The sequence below is a fragment of the Mycobacterium triplex genome (genome assembly GCF_000689255.1).
In the GTDB taxonomy this organism is placed as follows: Bacteria; Actinomycetota; Actinomycetes; order Mycobacteriales; family Mycobacteriaceae; genus Mycobacterium; species Mycobacterium triplex.
This window is the reverse complement of the sequence record NZ_HG964446.1, coordinates 4,460,488-4,475,654: the sequence shown is the minus strand read 5'-3', so window position 1 is coordinate 4,475,654 and position 15,167 is coordinate 4,460,488. Positions and strand designations below refer to the sequence as shown.

General features: G+C 67.9%; 13 protein-coding genes and 2 pseudogenes. 5 read left to right on the top strand and 10 right to left on the bottom strand.

What is annotated here, in order from left to right; all coding sequences use genetic code 11:
- Positions 1-17: 17 nt before the first annotated feature.
- Positions 18-509 carry a hypothetical protein gene (locus tag BN973_RS30015; RefSeq protein ID WP_051641384.1) on the top strand — a complete coding sequence of 164 codons (492 nt, stop codon included), beginning with the start codon at positions 18-20 and terminating at the stop codon, positions 507-509.
- On the opposite strand, the gene BN973_RS20640 is transcribed toward BN973_RS30015, so the two are convergent.
- From BN973_RS20640 to BN973_RS20615, 7 genes and pseudogenes are all read right to left on the bottom strand, one after another.
- Positions 436-1,638 (bottom strand): HNH endonuclease signature motif containing protein, encoded by a 1,203-nt coding sequence (locus BN973_RS20640; protein WP_051641383.1) that lies wholly within the window; start codon positions 1,636-1,638, stop codon positions 436-438. The genes BN973_RS30015 and BN973_RS20640 overlap by 74 nt on opposite strands.
- A gap of 5 nt (positions 1,639-1,643) precedes the next feature.
- Positions 1,644-3,143, bottom strand: coding sequence for a class I adenylate-forming enzyme family protein (locus tag BN973_RS20635; RefSeq protein ID WP_036470548.1), 1,500 nt, complete (start codon positions 3,141-3,143; stop codon positions 1,644-1,646).
- A gap of 49 nt (positions 3,144-3,192) precedes the next feature.
- Positions 3,193-4,128, bottom strand: a complete 936-nt coding sequence (locus BN973_RS20630; RefSeq protein ID WP_036470546.1) for an acyl-CoA dehydrogenase family protein — start codon at positions 4,126-4,128, stop codon at positions 3,193-3,195.
- Positions 4,125-5,273 (bottom strand): acyl-CoA dehydrogenase family protein, encoded by a 1,149-nt coding sequence (locus BN973_RS20625; protein ID WP_036470544.1) that lies wholly within the window; start codon positions 5,271-5,273, stop codon positions 4,125-4,127. Before BN973_RS20625 ends, BN973_RS20630 begins: the two co-directional genes overlap by 4 nt.
- A gap of 2 nt (positions 5,274-5,275) precedes the next feature.
- A pseudogene (locus BN973_RS32280) lies at positions 5,276-5,695 on the bottom strand (acyl-CoA dehydrogenase family protein); the annotation flags it as partial.
- A 57-nt stretch (positions 5,696-5,752) separates the two neighbouring features.
- Positions 5,753-6,385 (bottom strand): annotated as a pseudogene (locus tag BN973_RS32275) (acyl-CoA dehydrogenase family protein); the annotation flags it as partial.
- A complete protein-coding gene (locus BN973_RS20615; RefSeq protein ID WP_036470539.1) occupies positions 6,382-7,449 on the bottom strand; it encodes an acyl-CoA dehydrogenase family protein in 1,068 nt (355 codons plus the stop codon). The gene BN973_RS20615 and the pseudogene BN973_RS32275, both read right to left, overlap by 4 nt.
- Before the next feature lie 69 nt (positions 7,450-7,518).
- On the opposite strand from BN973_RS20615, the gene BN973_RS20610 reads away from it, so the two are divergent.
- Positions 7,519-8,388: an LLM class flavin-dependent oxidoreductase gene (locus BN973_RS20610; RefSeq protein WP_036470537.1), complete on the top strand. Its 870-nt coding sequence runs from the start codon at positions 7,519-7,521 to the stop codon at positions 8,386-8,388.
- Here BN973_RS20610 and BN973_RS20605 read toward each other — a convergent pair.
- Together BN973_RS20605 and BN973_RS20600 are read right to left on the bottom strand one after the other, a co-directional pair.
- Positions 8,354-9,070 (bottom strand): SDR family oxidoreductase, encoded by a 717-nt coding sequence (locus tag BN973_RS20605; RefSeq protein ID WP_036470535.1) that lies wholly within the window; start codon positions 9,068-9,070, stop codon positions 8,354-8,356. The genes BN973_RS20610 and BN973_RS20605 overlap by 35 nt on opposite strands.
- A gap of 6 nt (positions 9,071-9,076) precedes the next feature.
- Positions 9,077-9,910 (bottom strand): FadR/GntR family transcriptional regulator, encoded by an 834-nt coding sequence (locus BN973_RS20600; RefSeq protein WP_036470533.1) that lies wholly within the window; start codon positions 9,908-9,910, stop codon positions 9,077-9,079.
- 114 nt (positions 9,911-10,024) lie between these two features.
- On the opposite strand from BN973_RS20600, the gene BN973_RS20595 reads away from it, so the two are divergent.
- Positions 10,025-12,415 carry a CaiB/BaiF CoA-transferase family protein gene (locus BN973_RS20595; RefSeq protein ID WP_036470530.1) on the top strand — a complete coding sequence of 797 codons (2,391 nt, stop codon included), beginning with the start codon at positions 10,025-10,027 and terminating at the stop codon, positions 12,413-12,415.
- Between the two features lie 11 nt (positions 12,416-12,426).
- Positions 12,427-12,621: a ferredoxin gene (locus tag BN973_RS20590; protein WP_036470528.1), complete on the top strand. Its 195-nt coding sequence runs from the start codon at positions 12,427-12,429 to the stop codon at positions 12,619-12,621.
- Positions 12,622-12,679: 58 nt separating this feature from the next.
- On the opposite strand, the gene BN973_RS20585 is transcribed toward BN973_RS20590, so the two are convergent.
- A complete protein-coding gene (locus tag BN973_RS20585; RefSeq protein ID WP_407067614.1) occupies positions 12,680-13,978 on the bottom strand; it encodes a cytochrome P450 in 1,299 nt (432 codons plus the stop codon).
- Between the two features lie 78 nt (positions 13,979-14,056).
- On the opposite strand from BN973_RS20585, the gene BN973_RS20580 reads away from it, so the two are divergent.
- Entirely contained in the window at positions 14,057-15,166 is a 1,110-nt protein-coding gene (locus BN973_RS20580) for an aromatic ring-hydroxylating oxygenase subunit alpha (RefSeq protein ID WP_407067613.1), read from the top strand.
- Position 15,167: the final 1 nt, after the last annotated feature.

Genomic DNA, 15,167 nt, shown 5'->3' with positions numbered 1-15,167 from the left:
AACGGAAAGAGACTGACATGACCACGCTGGACGAAGAGCAAAACAGCACGGCCGCATCGGATTCCGGCTCGGACAAGCTGCACGACGAGCTGCATGACGAGCTGCACGACGAACTGCATGACGAGTTGCACGACGAGCTGCACGACGAACTCCACGAAGAGCTCGCCGAAGAGCTCGCCGAAGAACTGGGGTCGGGAACGACTTTCGCAGAACGGTGGGCCGCCTACGCCGAGGCGCACCCCAACTCCAAGCGCGCCCGGACCCTGCGGACCCTGCGGGAGCTGGAATCACGGGCGATCGAGTTGCCGATCATCGGAAAGTTCCACCGCCCCGACAAGCACGACATCGTCTATGTCGCGGGACTGGCCGCGCTGCTGGCATTCGGAGCCGTCGAGTTCCCGATCGCCCTCGTGGTGCTGGGCGGGCACGTGCTGGTCAAGCAGCACTCCAGCCGCTCCCTGGCGGCCGTCGGCGAAGTCTTGGAAGACTGCTTCGGCCACCACGCTTAGAAGGGTGGGGTTCGTCGTTGGGTGGGCGGCCGTGAGCGGTGAGTTGTGTTGGGGGTGGGCTGGTTTGGTGTGGTTGTCGTGTTTGGCGGTGGTGTCGTCGTTCGGCGGCGATGTAGTCGTAGCGGCGTCGGGTGCGGGTGCGGCGGCGTCGGGGCATCATGGCGCTGCGGTCGGTGCAGGGTTCGGGGTGGTCTGGTGCGGTGATCTGGGCGGTGGGTGCGCACAGGTCCGGGAACAGTAGGGCGGCGCCGGGGGCGGTGACGTGGGTACGGCCGGACGGTGAGGTCCAGATGATGGTGCCGTCGGGCAGTTGTCGGTCGTGCCATCCCCAGAAGGTTTTGATCAGATGATGGAGGCGGCATAGGCATTTCAGGTTCGAGGCGCAGGTGGGGCCGCCGTCGGTGTGGGGGATGGTGTGGTCGAGATCGGTGTCGGTGGCCGGGCGGTCGCATCCGGGGAATCGGCAGGTCAGATCGCGGCAGCGGACGAAATCGGCCAGCGCCGGTGACGGGGCGTAGCGGGGTTCGGCCGGGGTGTCGCCGGGATGGACCAGCGGTCGTAGTTTGGCCTGCGCGGCTAGTTGGGCGATTAGTTCGGCGGGGATGAGCACGTCGGTGCCGATGAGCGCGCCGGGCTCGGGTGCGGTGCCGTCAACGGTGGATTGGGTGGCGACCACGTGGATGAGCACCGGGCTGGGCACCGCTGTGGTGGCGGCGGGGCAGGTGGGTTGGCCGCAGCGGCATGTCAGCCGGTCGGCGTCGGCGGCCAGTGCGCCCAGCGCGTCGGCGCGGCGCTGGGCGGCGGTGCGCGGATCGTGCGGGCAGACGGTGTGTGCCAGTGCGTTCAGGCGGGCGTCGAGCACCTGGGCGTCGGGGGTCAACAGCCGGCCGAACACCTCGGTCAGCCCGTTGCCGCCGTCCCACAGCGACAGTTCGCGGTCGGCCTGCTGTTTTCGGGTGCGCCGGAGCGCGTCGCGGTCGGCTTTTGCCACCAGGCGATCGACCGCGGCACCCAGCCGGGCGCGCGTCATCGACGGCCACTGCCGCACCTTGACCGCGAGCTGGGCATCGACGGCGGCCATCACCTCGGGGTCGGTGATCAACTCGGTGCGAGCGACGGCCTCTGACAAGTACCTCAGCCGCCGCGGGCCGCGATCATTGCCGATCGATTGACCTTGGTCGCGGCGGTGCGGGGGATGGCGTCGACGAACTCGACCGTCTTGGGCGCCTTGTAAGGAGCGAGCCGGTTCTTGGCGTACTCGATGATCTGGGTCTCGTCCAACTCCGCGCCGTCGGCGCGCTGCACCACCGCGTGCACCCGGCGCCCCCACCGCTCGTCGGCGAGTCCGATGACGACGACGTCGGCGATGCCGGGGTGGCCCGACAGCGCCGATTCGACTTCGGCGGGAAAGACATTGGCACCGCCGCTGACGATCATGTCGACGCGGCGATCGACGATGTAGAGGAAACCGTCCTCGTCCAGGTGGCCGATGTCGCCGGCGGAACGGAATCCGTCGTCGGTCGACGGCAACGGCGGCGCTCCACCCAAATAGCGGTAGCCCGCGCTCATCACCGAGCGCAGATAGACGTCGCCGTCTTCGCCCGGACCCAGCGGGTTCTTGTCGGCGTCCAAGATGCGAATCTCGGTGTCGCGGAAGCCGCGGCCGACACTGCCGGGATGAGCCAGCCACTCGTCGCCACGCAATGCGGTGAGGCCGAGATTCTCGGTCATCCCGTAGGCCGTCACGATCTGCTCCGGGCTGAGCAGTTCGAACCAGGTGTGCAGCAGCGACGGCGGCATCACCGCGGCGCCCTGCAGGATGAACACGATGCTGGACAGGTCGCGCTCTCGGATGTCGGGCAGGGCCGCGATGCGTGCCAGCATCGTCGGCGTGGCCGTGAAATTCGTGATCCGGTAACGCTCCACGGCATCGACAAACACTGCCGCATCGAACTTTTCGAGAATCACCAGATGGTCGCCGCTGAGCAGCATCAGGAAGGTCGCGAAGCCGTTGGTGTGATACATCGGCGCGGGCACCAGGATGGTCTGCGGCTTGGCCACCGGTGTCCAGTTCGCCAGGAACGGTTCGCCCTGCTGCGGGATCCACAGCGACGGCGCCAGGTTCAGGATCACTTTGGGCACGCCGGTGGAACCGCTGCTGCAGATGCCGTTCGCGGTGGGGGACACGGCTTCGGGGAGCGGGTCCGGGGATTCTGCGGCCGCCCGCGCGTCCAGCTCCCACCGGGTGTCCTCGTCGACGACCACCGCCGGGTTGATCACCGCGCGCACCCGGTCGCGCTCCCATTCGGGCAGATCCCAGTGCATCGGAATCGGTACGGCACCGATCTTCCAGCACCCCAGCGCGGCCAGTACCAGGTGTTGTGAGTTCGGGATGGCAAGGGCGACAAGGGAACCCGTTTCAGCGCCGCTGGCGGCCAGCGCCCGTCCCCACTGGTTGGCCCTGGTGTCGAGCTCGGCGAACGTCATCGTCTGCGCGGTGCCGTCCAGCGCGACAATCGTCACCGCCGGCTGGTCGGCCAGTTCCTCGGCGAGCTCGGCGAGTTTGGTGCCGAACGGGACCCCGTCTGCGAATGGGTTCGGGGTCACCTCGGCCGCGGCGGACTCTGTGCTCATTGGCGCCACTCCTCCTCATCGCTGCGCTCTGCATCGTCGCCGGCGCGGCTCACGCCGATACCGGCTCCGAGAACAGGGTCTCCAGGGAGCCGTCGCGGACGTTGGGGATCAGGCGCAGCCCGAGCGCCTCGGCGCCCAGCGGCAACCGGATCAGCGGCTGGGTGTGGCGGTCGAGCACGCTGACGTCGGATTCGTCGCAAAAGCCCAGGGCGCCGAGTAACTGGTGGGAGGTGCGCAGCACCTGCCGGGCGGTGTCGGTGGCCTTGAACCGCAGCACCAGCGCATCGGCGGAATGCACCTGCAGCGCCAGCGATTCGGGTCGGCAGATGGTGTATTTGGCCAACTCGTGCAGCCCGCGCACCGCGACCGAGGCATCCGCGACGGCGAACCGGACGGCCTGGAAGTCCGCCAGCGGCTTGCCGAACTGGATGCGGGCCTGCACATGGTCGGTGACGATCCGCAGCGAGCGCTGCATCGCTCCCAGAATCCGCCATGACCCCAGCACGAGATGAAGATTAACGTCGGCGGCCGGAACTGTCCCGTCGGGTGCGCTCAATGAGGCGGGCACCAGGAATGGGCCCAGTTTGGCGTTGGTCCGCGACCCCATCTGCAGCTGGTAGCGGTTGCCATCCAGATCGGCGGCGATCCAGTCGCCCGGCAGGTCGCCGTGGTCGATGCGTGCCGCCTCGGGATTGACCAGCGCCAGCCGGGCACCGTCGATCGCCAGCAGCTCCTCGACGAGGGGATAGGGCAGCGCGTGCGCGCCGGCGGTCTGGCACAGCACCGCCGCGGCCAGCAGGTCGTCCGGACCGGACCGGACATCGAGCTCGAACGCGCCGAGCTCGCCGAGTGCCGTGCGCGCCGCGTCCCGAACGCTGTCGTCTCGCTCGGCCCGCAGGGCGGCCTGTGGGCCACCCAGCCGATCGAACCGTTTGGCGGCGACGGCCGCGAAGTCGCTAATATCTTGTGGCAGTGCGGTTTTCACCGGTGTTCTCCCAGGGCGTCTCGGGCGACCAGCATGCGCTGCACCTCGATGGTGCCCGACGCCACGGTGGCCGCTTGTGCGTAGCGCCAATGGTCTTCGATCGCCCCGTGTAGTGCCGACGATGCGCCGCTGTCCAGCGCCGTCGGTCCGAGCACGTCGAACAGCAGCTCGGCGACCTGTTGGTCGCAGGTGGTGGTGGCGATGCGGGCGGCGCTGGCCGCCGCCCCGGCCGCCGGATCGTCCTGCAGCGACACCGCGCGGTAGGCCAGCAGCCGGGCCACCCGCAGGTCGACGAGCGCCCGGACCCACCGGGCCCGCAGCGATTCGGGCAGCCGGTCCCAGTCCTCGCCGAGCTCGCTTTGCATGCGATGCAGCAGCGACTCGCAGCGCGCGTAGCGCGCGATGCCGACCCGCTCGAACGCCAGCGCCTCGCGCATCACCCGCCAGCCGTCACCGACCTCGCCGAGCACGTCGCCGGGGAACGCCGGCACGTCGTCGAGGAACATCTCGTTGAGGTGATGCGGCCCCAGCATCGACGGGATCGGCCGTACCGTGAAACCGGGCCGATCCATCGGGATCAGAAAAAGGGTGAGCCGCTTGTGCTTTGGCGCGTCGGGGTCGGTGCATGTCGCCAGTACGCACCACGACGCCATCTGGGCATACGACGTCCACACCTTCTGGCCCGTGATGCGCCAGCCGTCACCGTCCGGCACGGCGCGGGTACGCAGCGAGACGAGGTCGGTTCCGGCCTCCGGCTCGGAAAAGCCTTGGCACCAAATCACATCGCCGGAGGCGATGGCGGCCAGGTGCTTGGCCTTCTGCTCTTCGGTGCCGTAGCGCATCAATGCCGGGCCGACCCAGTTGATCCCCATGTACTGCGGGCCGCGCGGCTCGTGCTGGGCCCACATCTCCTCGCGCAGCACCGTCTGCTGCCAGACCGAACCACCGCCGCCGCCATGCTCTTTCGGCCAGGCCAGCGCCAGCAGTCCCTCGACGGCCAGCAGCTTGCAGAACGTCTCGGTGGTGGCGAGGTCTTGCGGATCCTCGGTGCACGCACCGAGGAAATCCGGTGGCACGTGGTGAGCGATCAACTCCCGCAGGCGGTGTCGCAGTTCGACGGCGTCGTCGCCGAGGTCGTAATCCATCGTCATCCCTTCGGCAGCCCGAGCAGTCGCTCGGCGATGATGTTGCGCTGCACCTCCGACGTTCCGCCGTAGATGGTGGCGGCGAGCGCGTCCTGGCGTTCGAACAGCAGGTCCGGGTCGCCGGCCGAGCCCGGGCCTTGGGCCGCGGCGGCGAGTTCCCAAACCCGTTGCAAGGTAACCGATCCGAGCAGCTTCATGATGTCGGCCTCCGGACTGTTCCGGCCGGCGAGTTCGTTGCCCAGCGCGCGGTATCCGGTGGCGCGCAGCGCTTCGGCGTCGGCGAGCAGCGACCCGAGTTCGGGGTAGAGGTCGGAGTCTTCGGCGCCCGCAGTGCGCACCGCGTCGAGTCCGCGCTTGATCACGACCCAGTTCATGATCCAGATCATCTGGCGTTCGTGATGCAGCGACGACAGCGCGACGTTCCAGCCGCCGTTGACCGGGCCCAGCAGGTTTTCCAGCGGGATCTCGACGTCGTCGAGGAAGACCTCGCAGAACGTCTCGTCGGAGATCGAGGCCATCCGGATGGGTTCGATGCGCACGCCGGGGGAGTGCAGGTCGAGGATCAGACACGAGATGCCACGGTGTTTCGGCGCGTCCGGATCGGTGCGGGCATACAGCGTGCACCACCGCGATTCGTGCGCCTGCGTCGTCCAGATCTTGTGACCGTTGACCCGGAAGACGTCGCCGTCACGCTCGGCGCGGGTGCGCAGGCTCGCGAAATCCGATCCGGCTTCCGGCTCGGACATGCCCAGCGCCCACCATTCGTCGCCGCGCAGCAGCGGCACCAAGAACCGCTCGATCTGGGCGGGTGTGCCGAACTGGCGAATGCCGGGAGCCGCGACGCCGGGCCCCTGAATGCTGGGCAGCTTGGGTGCCGAGCGCAGCGCGCCTTCGATCCGGATCTCCATCGCGTCGCGCAGACCCAGCGATCGGCCGCCGTGCTCGCGCGGCCAGGTCGGCTGCAGCCACCCACCCTCGAAGGCGGCGCGTTGATAATCGCGGCGCAGCGGGATATCCCAGCGGTACCGGCGGTAGTTCTCGTAATAGTCCTGAGGCAGAAACGCGGCCAACCAGTCGACGAACTCGGCGACCGCCTCGGATTTGGTTGTCATGCCGCGCCTCCGGCGACGAAGCGGGAGCCCACCTCGCGATAGAGCGCGCGACTGTCTCCCAATAGCGCGGCGCCCTGCCAGGCGTGCCGGACATAGAGGTGTGCGTCGTGCTCCCAGGTCTGCCCCAGCGCACCGTGCACTTGGACGGCGGTGCGCGCACAGTTGGTCGCGGCGTCGCCGGCCGCCGCCTTCGCCAGTGCCGCGGCCGTCCAGGCGTCCGCGGGTGCGGTGTCCGGATCGGCCAGGCGGGCCGCGGCGGCGTAGGTGAGGCTGCGGGCGCGCTCGACGGCGACGTAGTTGTCGGCCAGCGCGTGCTTGATTCCCTGGAATGCCCCGATCGGTGAGCCGAATTGACGGCGCGACTTGGCGTGCTCGACGGAGAGGTGCAGGGCGGCGCCGGCCACGCCGACCAGATCGGCGGCGACGGCCACCATCGGTGCGGTCAGCGCCGACTCGAGGTCGACGGGCGCGGACGCCACCGGTTCGGCGTCGATCTCGACGTCGGCGACCGGGTGCGCGGGATCGGTGGAGTCGCCCGCGGTGATCGTCACGCCGTCGCCGGTGCGCACCACCACGGCGACATGGCCGTCGATGGATTTGGCCAGCGCGACGATCAGCTCTGCCCGAGACGCGTTGGGAACCGCGACCGCCCGGCCGCGCACCCTCCCGTCGCGCAGCGTCATCGGTGGCTCGGGTAGCCGAGATCCCTTGGCGTGCACCGCCAGGGTGGCAACGACCCCGCCGGCGATGTCGGTGAGCACCTTGTCCAGACCACCGGAGCGCAAGGCGCCCGCGGCCAGGCCGACGCTGCTGAGCAACGGAATTGGCGCCAGCGCGGCGCCGCACTCCTCGAGAACCACTGTCTGCTCGACGGGTCCGTAATCGCCGCCGGTGGGTGCGGCGAGTTCGGTCCAACCGAGGTCGACTACCGTCTTCCACAGAGCGCGCCAGCGCTCCGGGTCCGTCAGCGCCTGCCGGGCGGCATCGGGAGGACATTCGGTACGCAAGATGTCGCGCACGGTGTCGCGCAGCGACAGCTGATCCGAAGTCAATCCGACATCCATAAGACCCCTAACATAATAAAGATAGTAAACTAGCCGCGCTGTTGCAATCGGCACGAGCATAGGTGGCGCATGGTCGAGTGGTATCTGTTCCTGCCGCAGGTGCGGCTGTCCGTGGGCGACATCACGGAACGGGCGCGGGCCGCCGAAGCCAGTGGCTTCGACGGAATGGCGTTCATCGATCACCTCGAGGCTCCCGGGTTACCCGACGAAAGCATTTGGGAGGCAATGGCCGTCGCCACCTGGGTGGCGGCCAGGACCGAGCGGCTGCGCATCGGTCATCTGGTGCTGTGCGACGCCTTCCGGCATCCCGCCGTGCTCGCCAAGCAGGCCGTCACCCTGTCGGACGCATCGGGCGGCAGGTTCGATCTGGGTCTGGGTTCGGGATCCTGGCCCGCCGAGTTCACCAGATTTGATGTCGGTCAGCAGGATCCGGTGGCCCGCGTGCAGCAGCTCGGCCGTCACCTGGCCCTGATCAGGCAGTACTGGGGCGACGGCAGCGACGACGACGCTACGGTTCAACTGCCCAAGCGCAACCATCCGATACCGCTGGTTCTGGGTGGCAGCGGGCCCCGCATGATGGAACTCGTTCGCAATTACGGCGATTGGTGGAACCTGCAGGCCGACCATATCGACCGGTTGCCGAAGCTGGCCCCGTCGGCGGGCAGCGCCCGGATTTCGGTCCAGCAGATGATCGGCTTCGCCCGCTCGGGCACCGACCCCGACACCGTGCGCGAGGTGAGCACCCGTCGCTTCGGGAACCTGGGGGCGGGCCTGGTGTGCGGTGCTGCCGACGAGCTGACCCAGCACTTCGCGGGTCTGGCCGGCCAAGGGGTCGAGCGTTTCTATGTGTGGTTCGCCGATTTCGCGAAGCCGGAGTCGCTGCACGAGTTCGGGGAAACGGTGATCAAGCCCTTCCCTGGCGGCGGCGCGCTTCGTTAGGGACGACCGGCGGTCGGGCATACGGACCGCGCTGCACGGCCGAGAGCCGGATCTCCGGCAGATCGACCGACGGGTCCACGGTGTCCAGCCAGGCGACGGCGTCGGCGACGTCGGAGATCTGAATCGCGTACATCTCGAAGGGAACGTCTTGCAGCATCTCGGTTTCCACCGGGCCCGGCGTCACGATGTGCACGGCGATGCCGTCGCGGTCGACTTCGAGCGCCAACGCCCGGGCGAACGCGTTCATGCCGGCCTTCGACGCGGAGTAGGCGGTCCGGGCCATCATCGGCTCGTGCGCGGCCGACGACGAGATGAACACGAACCGGGAGCCGGGGCGCATCCGCGGCAGCACCGCGGACGTCACCACGAAGCACGAATCCAGGTTGGCCGAGATGATGGTCTGCCACTGCTCGAAGGTCTGCTTGCGCGCATACGTTCCGCCCAGCGTGCCCGCGGCGTGAACCACCAGGTCAATCGTCTCCAAAGTGCTTATCGCAGCGGCGAATCCGTCCGGATCGGACGCGTCGGCCACGATGTGACGGGCTTCGATCTCCTCGGCGGCCGCGCGCAACGGGCCTTCGCGCCGGGCCACCAGCACCACGTCGTAACCCAGTTCGGCCAGCTTGCGACCGCAGCCCTTTCCTATCCCGCCGCTGCCGCCGGTGACCAACGCGGTTCGCATGGGGACTTAGGACTGCCGGAGGCCCGGCGGGCGTGACCCCGAACGAGAAAGAGCCTGCGGCGATAGCGCGTAGATCCGTTGCGTGGGGCGGCCGGCCAGCACATAGGTCTGCGTATCGGCGAGGTGACGACCCGCGATGCGCCGCGCCCGGTCGACGTCTCCCTCCGCAATGGTCTCGGCCAGCTTGACGTGTGTGTTGAGGACCGCACGCCGCTGCGTCAGCGAGGGATAGGTGCCGCGCGCCGCGCTCTCGTCGGCCCATTGACGTTCGTGGCTGCTCCACAACGTCTCCAGGCTGCCGACGACCGCGATGATGGTGTGATTCCCGCAGCCCTGCACGATGAGATCGTGGAACTGGCGCCCGATTTCGGTGAACAGGCGCCCGTCGTCGAGGTGCTCGGCCATGGACTCGTTGACTCCCTTGAGTTCTGGCACCAGGGTGTCCGCCCGGTCCGGCCGCTGAGCGGCCAGCGCGGCGCAGGCGGGCTCGAGTTCCTGCAACGCCATGCCGAGGTCGGCGACCTGAACGGACTCGCTCTGCAGCAACAGCCCGAGCATGTAGGCCGCGCTGGTCTTGGCCGGCGCATGCACGACGGCGCCACCGCGGTTACCCCGCCGCACCGAGACCAGGCCCTCGGTTTCCAGGATGCGAAGCGCTTCGCGCAGCGAGACCAGGCTGACGTTGAATTGTTCGACGAGTACTTCCTGACGCGGCAGCAGATCGCCGTCGGCGAGTTCGCCGTCGATGATTTGGCGGCGCAACTCGTCGGCTACGATTTCGGCGATCCTCGGCGCCGACAACCGGCGACGGGCATCGGGACCAATTCCCAGGGTGGTCATCCAATCCTCGCAGGAACAGCGGGAAGAGCGGCGAGCACGCACTCAACTGGCTTAGCTATTTTAGCAGTAATGATATAAATAGCATCTCTGATCGCGTGTCGATCGGAAGGACGGATGCAATTGAGCCAGGGGTCTGACGACCGTCCGACACCGCTGCACGGGTTGCGTGTTGTCGAGATCAGTGACCGGATAGCTGGCAGCTACTGCGGCAAGTTGCTGGTCGATGCCGGCGCGCAGGTGCGCAAAATCGAACCGCCACAAGGGGATTGGCTGCGGCGCTACTCGGCGTCGTGTTCGCCGGTGCCGGATGGCCGGCCGTCGCCGTTCTATTGCTACCTCAACGCCGGCAAGCAGAGCCTGACGTTCGCGCCGGGCTCGCAGCGATTGCGCGAGGAGTTGGCGGCCGCCGACGTGATCATCCTCACCGCCGGCCCGTCGCGGGCCGCCGCGCTGGGCATCGATCCGCGCCGGCTGCTGGCGGATGCGCCGCGGACGCTGGTCGTCACGATCTCCGACTTCGGCTGGACCGGACCGTATGCCGATCGCGCCGCCAGCGAATTCACCCTGCAGGCCTGGGCCGGCTCGCCCGGTTTCCGCGGCGATCCCGCCGGGCCGCCGATCTCGATCGGCGGCGACCTGGGGGAGTACATGGGCGGTGTGTTCGCCGCGTTCGGCGCGCTGGCCGTGCGCCGCCGCGTCGAGCACGGCGGTCCCGGCGAACATCTCGACTTGTCGATGCTCGAGGCGATGACCCTGATGCAGAGCAGCGAATGGCTGCATTCGCAACTGCTGCGAGTGCCGCCGATCAGCCGCACCACCGAAGTGCCGTCGATCGAGCCGGCCAAGGACGGCTTCGTCGGGATCACGATGGTCACCGGTCAGCAATGGCTCGACTTCCTGGCGATGGTCGAATGCCCGCAGCTCGAAGAGATCGAGCAGCTGCGTTTTCAGATCGGGCGCTGGGGCTACCGCGACCTGATCCGCGAGCAGATCGGCCCGTGGCTGGCGCAGCGGACCGTCGCGGAGGTCGTCGAGCTGGGCCAACTGTTCCGGCTGCCGATCGCGGCGCTGGGCAACGGCGCCACGATCCGGGAGGTGGAATACGCCACCGACCGGGGGGTGTTCCGGCAAAACCCGGCCGGTTTTCATCAGCCCCGCCCACCGTGGCTGATGTCGGCATGCGCGGCGGCCCCGGTGGGCGAGACCGCCGCTACGGGCGCCGATAATGACGAACCACCGTGGCGCACAACAGAATCAGAGGACACAGTGGCGGCCCATGGCCGGCCGCTCGAAGGCGTTCGGATCGTGGACCTGACCGCGTTTTGGGCCGGGCCGGCGGCGACGCATCTGCTGGCGGCGTTCGGCGCCGAGGTGATCAAGGTCGAGTCGATCCAGCGCCCCGACGGCATTCGGTACTCCGGCGGGATGCGCAAGGACGTCGACGACTGGTGGGAGTACGGCTGGGTGTTCCACGCGATGAACACCAACAAGCGTTCTGTCACATTGGATTTGGGCTCCGAGCAGGGGCGGCGGCTGTTCAAGAAGCTGGCCGCGGAAGCCGACGTCGTGATCGAGAACTTCTCCCCGCGCGTGATGGACCAGTTCGGGCTGACCGCCGATGTGCTGCTCGAGGTCAATCCCAAACTCGTCGTCGCCCGCATGCCCGCGTTCGGGCTGGACGGCCCGTGGCGCGACCGGGTCGGATTCGCCCCCACCATGGAGCAACTCGCCGGGCTGGCCTGGGTGACCGGACTGCCGGACGGGCCGCCGGTGACGCCGCGCGGCGCCTGCGACCCGCTGGCCGGGGTGCACGCCGCCTTCGCCGTGCTCGCCGCGCTGAACTTCACCGACCGCACCGGAACCGGACAGCAGCTCGAGCTGCCGATGCTCGAAACGGTGCTCAACGCCGCCGCGATACAGGCGATCGAATTCGAGGTCTTCGGAAAGACACTGAGCCGCAACGGCAATCGCGGCTTCGGCGGGGTTATCCAGAACCTCTACCGGTGTACCGGAGACGACGACTGGATCGCGGTGACCGTGCGCGACGACCAGCAGTGGTCCGCACTCGTCGAGGTGATGGGACGACCGGCCTGGTGTGACGAGGCCCTGGCCACGGCCGAGGGCCGGCGGGCGCGCGCCGACGACATCGATCGGCGGCTGCAGGACTGGTTCGCCGGGCAGCCGCTGGAATCGACGGTGGAGCGGCTGGCGAGTGCGGGTGTTCCCGCCGCGCCGGTGGTCTCGCCGTCGCTGGTGACCGAGAACCCGCAACTGCGCGACCGGGGTTTCTTCGAGGAAATGCGGCATTCGAGCATCGGGTCAGCCCTCTATCCGTGCCCGCCGTTCGCCCTGCTGTCCGGCCAGGATCGGTGGCTGATGCGCCCGCCGCCGCTGCTGGGCGAGCACAATGGAGAAATACTGCGCGATCGGTGCGGGCTGACCGACGAAGAACTGGCGAACCTCGCTGCCAGCGGGGTGATCGGAACCCGCCCGAAGGGCCTATAAGGAGGCAACTGATGCGCGTGACCGTCGACGAGACCTTGTGTGAGGCCAACGGATTTTGTGAATCGCTCGCCCCGGACGTCTTCGAGCTGGGCGACGAGGACGTGGTGCAGATCGCGGACGGACCGGTGGCGCCGGACCGGGAGATCGACGTGCGCGCCGCGGTCGAGCAGTGCCCGAAGGCCGCACTGCGACTGCAGGAGGACTGACTCGCCCGACGACGGCGAGCGCCGGAACGGCGCGAGGGGGACAGTCGGGCAATCAGGCTCAGCGCCGCTGCGTCAGCGAGATCGCCATCTCGTCATAGATCGACATGTTGGTCGTCAGGTTCGGATAGGACACCTTGGCTGGCCCGATCTCGATGCGCTCGCACCGCAGCAGCAGCTCGTCGAGCACCGCCCGTAGTTCGGCGCGTGCCAGCATCGCACCCAGGCAGTGGTGTGGCCCGCCGCCGCCGAAAGCGACGTGCGGGTTGGGCTGCCGGCCGATGTCGAAGGTGAACGGGGAGGAGAACACTTCCTCGTCGCGGTTGGCCGACCGCAGCATCGACACCACCCGGTCGCCCGCGGGGATGTGCTGGCCGTCCATCTCCACATCGACCTTCGCGGTGCGCGTCCAGTACGCCACCGGCGACGCCCAGCGCAGCACCTCCTCGACGGCGCTGGGCCGCACCGCTTCCTCCGCGCGATAGCGTTCGATCTGCTCGGGGTTGGCGACGAACGCCTGCAGCCCCATGGCCAGTGCGTTTTTGGTGGTGTCACTGCCGGCAAAAGCCAATACGAAGAAGAAGAACTCGAGTTCGTGTTCGGGCAGGCTGAACTGCTCGCCGTCGTCACCGGTGATCACCGCGGACGCCAGCGTGCTCCAGATGTCGTCGGTGGGGGTGTTGCGCTTCTCGGCGGTGAGCTCCATCGCGTAGCCGAAGACCGAGCCGAAGAGCTCGAGTTCCACCTGTCCGCTCGGGCCCGCTTCGGGTGCCAACGCCTTGAGAATGCGGTCGAAGATGTCGAAGATGCGCGGCCGGTCCTCTTCCGGGATGCCGATGATGTCGCCGATCACCGTCATCGGCAACGCGTCGGCGACATCGGAGATCCAGTCCCCGCCGCCCTTGGCGAGCAGGTCGTCGATCATCCGCGCCGCCCGTGCCCGAATACCGTCCTCCAACTTGGCGATCGCTCGGGGATTGAACGCATTGGAGATCAGTTTGCGGCGCTTGTTCAAGTCGGGCGGGTCCAACGTGATGATCGTCGGGTACGACGAAAACATCGCGACCGGCTGAATGAGCGGGCCGTCGCCCGCGGTGAACGAGTCGGTGTCGCGGTGCAGGCGAACCGCATGCCGGTGCTTGGTCGCGACCCAGAAATCGCGGCGCACGGTCTGCGCCACGCCCGGTGTCAGGCCGTGTCGGAAAAGCGGCCTGTGGTGCCGCAGTTCGGCGAACAACTCGTCGGGAAAACCGTTACGCCACAAGGCGAAATCGGATAGGTCCACTGCAGCAGCAGTCATGTGCAACCCCGCTCGCTTTCCTGCCCCGCGGCAACCGGCCGGTGCCGCGTTGACGTTCAATGCTTAAAATAGTAAAAATAGACTTTAGTCGTCGAAACGCGGTGAGGTAAGAGCGGCCGCGTGGGAAACGGAGTGCTCGTGACGAATACGATTCCAGAGCCAGACCCGTCGGAACGCGAGTTCGGACAGTCCGGCATCGCGCTGTCCACCTATCGGTTCCCGACCGGGTGGTTCATCGTCGCCTTCGCCAGCGACGTCAAGCCCGGCGACGTCAAGCGCCTGCACTACTTCGGCGAGGAGTTGGTGCTGTTCCGCACCGCCTCCGGCAAGGTCAACGTGCTGGACGCCTACTGCCAGCACCTCGGCGCCAACATGGGCGTCGGCGGCACCGTCGAGGACGAGAACATCGTCTGCCCGTGGCACGGCTGGCAGTGGCGCGGCGACGGCACCAACGCGCTGATCCCGTACAGCAAGATCGGCTGTAAGAACAACGTTCGCATCCGCACCTATCCGAGCATGGAGTGGTACGGGTTCATCCTGGTCTGGCACGAACGACACGGGCGGGCGCCGTACTGGCAGCCGCCGGCGCTGCCCGAACTGGAAACCGGCGAGTACTACCCGCTGCACCCGCACAGCCGGATGCTGAACCGGGTCAAGGTGCACGCGCAGATGATCATCGAGAACGCGGCCGACCCGTATCACGTGCAGTACGTGCACAAGGCCGCCAACCCGGCCAATACCGCCTCTTTCGAAGTGGCGGGCTATCACCTGCACGCCACCGTCAACGCGCACTTCGGTGGCGGCCGGGCCAAGACCTGGCTGACCCCCAACGGGCCGGTCGACGCCAAGATCATCTACGACAACTACTCGTTGGGGCTGGGACTGGTCCGGTTCCCGAGTGACCTGGTGGCCACCATCGAGGTCACCGGGCAGACGCCGGTCGACGAGGACTACACCGACTACTTCTACACGCAGGCATCCGTTCGTGAGCCCGGCGACACCGGCGACGTGCCGACCGGTCGTGCCGCGAAATTCCTGGCGCTGCAGCAAGAGGTCATCAAGCAGGACTTCTTCACCTGGGAGAACATGAAGTATCTTCAGAAGCCGAACCTGGCTCCCGAGGAGGCACGCGATTACGCGGCGCTGCGGCGCTGGGCGCACCGCTTCTATCCAGACGCCGAGCCCACGCCTAACGACTTCGGGTACACCGCCGACGGCGAACCCGACCCGGCGGCCGCGAAAGCCTAAG

What these genes read in the sequence shown, in the direction of transcription:
- BN973_RS20610 (WP_036470537.1), top strand. Translation starts at nt 7,519, where the DNA reads ATGGTCGAGTGGTATCTGTTCCTGCCGCAGGTGCGGCTGTCCGTGGGC.
- BN973_RS20605 (WP_036470535.1), bottom strand. Translation starts at nt 9,070, where the DNA reads ATGCGAACCGCGTTGGTCACCGGCGGCAGCGGCGGGATAGGAAAGGGC.
- BN973_RS20635 (WP_036470548.1), bottom strand. Translation starts at nt 3,143, where the DNA reads ATGAGCACAGAGTCCGCCGCGGCCGAGGTGACCCCGAACCCATTCGCA.
- BN973_RS30015 (WP_051641384.1), top strand. Translation starts at nt 18, where the DNA reads ATGACCACGCTGGACGAAGAGCAAAACAGCACGGCCGCATCGGATTCC.
- BN973_RS20615 (WP_036470539.1), bottom strand. Translation starts at nt 7,449, where the DNA reads ATGGATGTCGGATTGACTTCGGATCAGCTGTCGCTGCGCGACACCGTG.
- BN973_RS20600 (WP_036470533.1), bottom strand. Translation starts at nt 9,910, where the DNA reads ATGACCACCCTGGGAATTGGTCCCGATGCCCGTCGCCGGTTGTCGGCG.
- BN973_RS20625 (WP_036470544.1), bottom strand. Translation starts at nt 5,273, where the DNA reads ATGGATTACGACCTCGGCGACGACGCCGTCGAACTGCGACACCGCCTG.
- BN973_RS20590 (WP_036470528.1), top strand. Translation starts at nt 12,427, where the DNA reads ATGCGCGTGACCGTCGACGAGACCTTGTGTGAGGCCAACGGATTTTGT.
- BN973_RS20595 (WP_036470530.1), top strand. Translation starts at nt 10,025, where the DNA reads ATGCAATTGAGCCAGGGGTCTGACGACCGTCCGACACCGCTGCACGGG.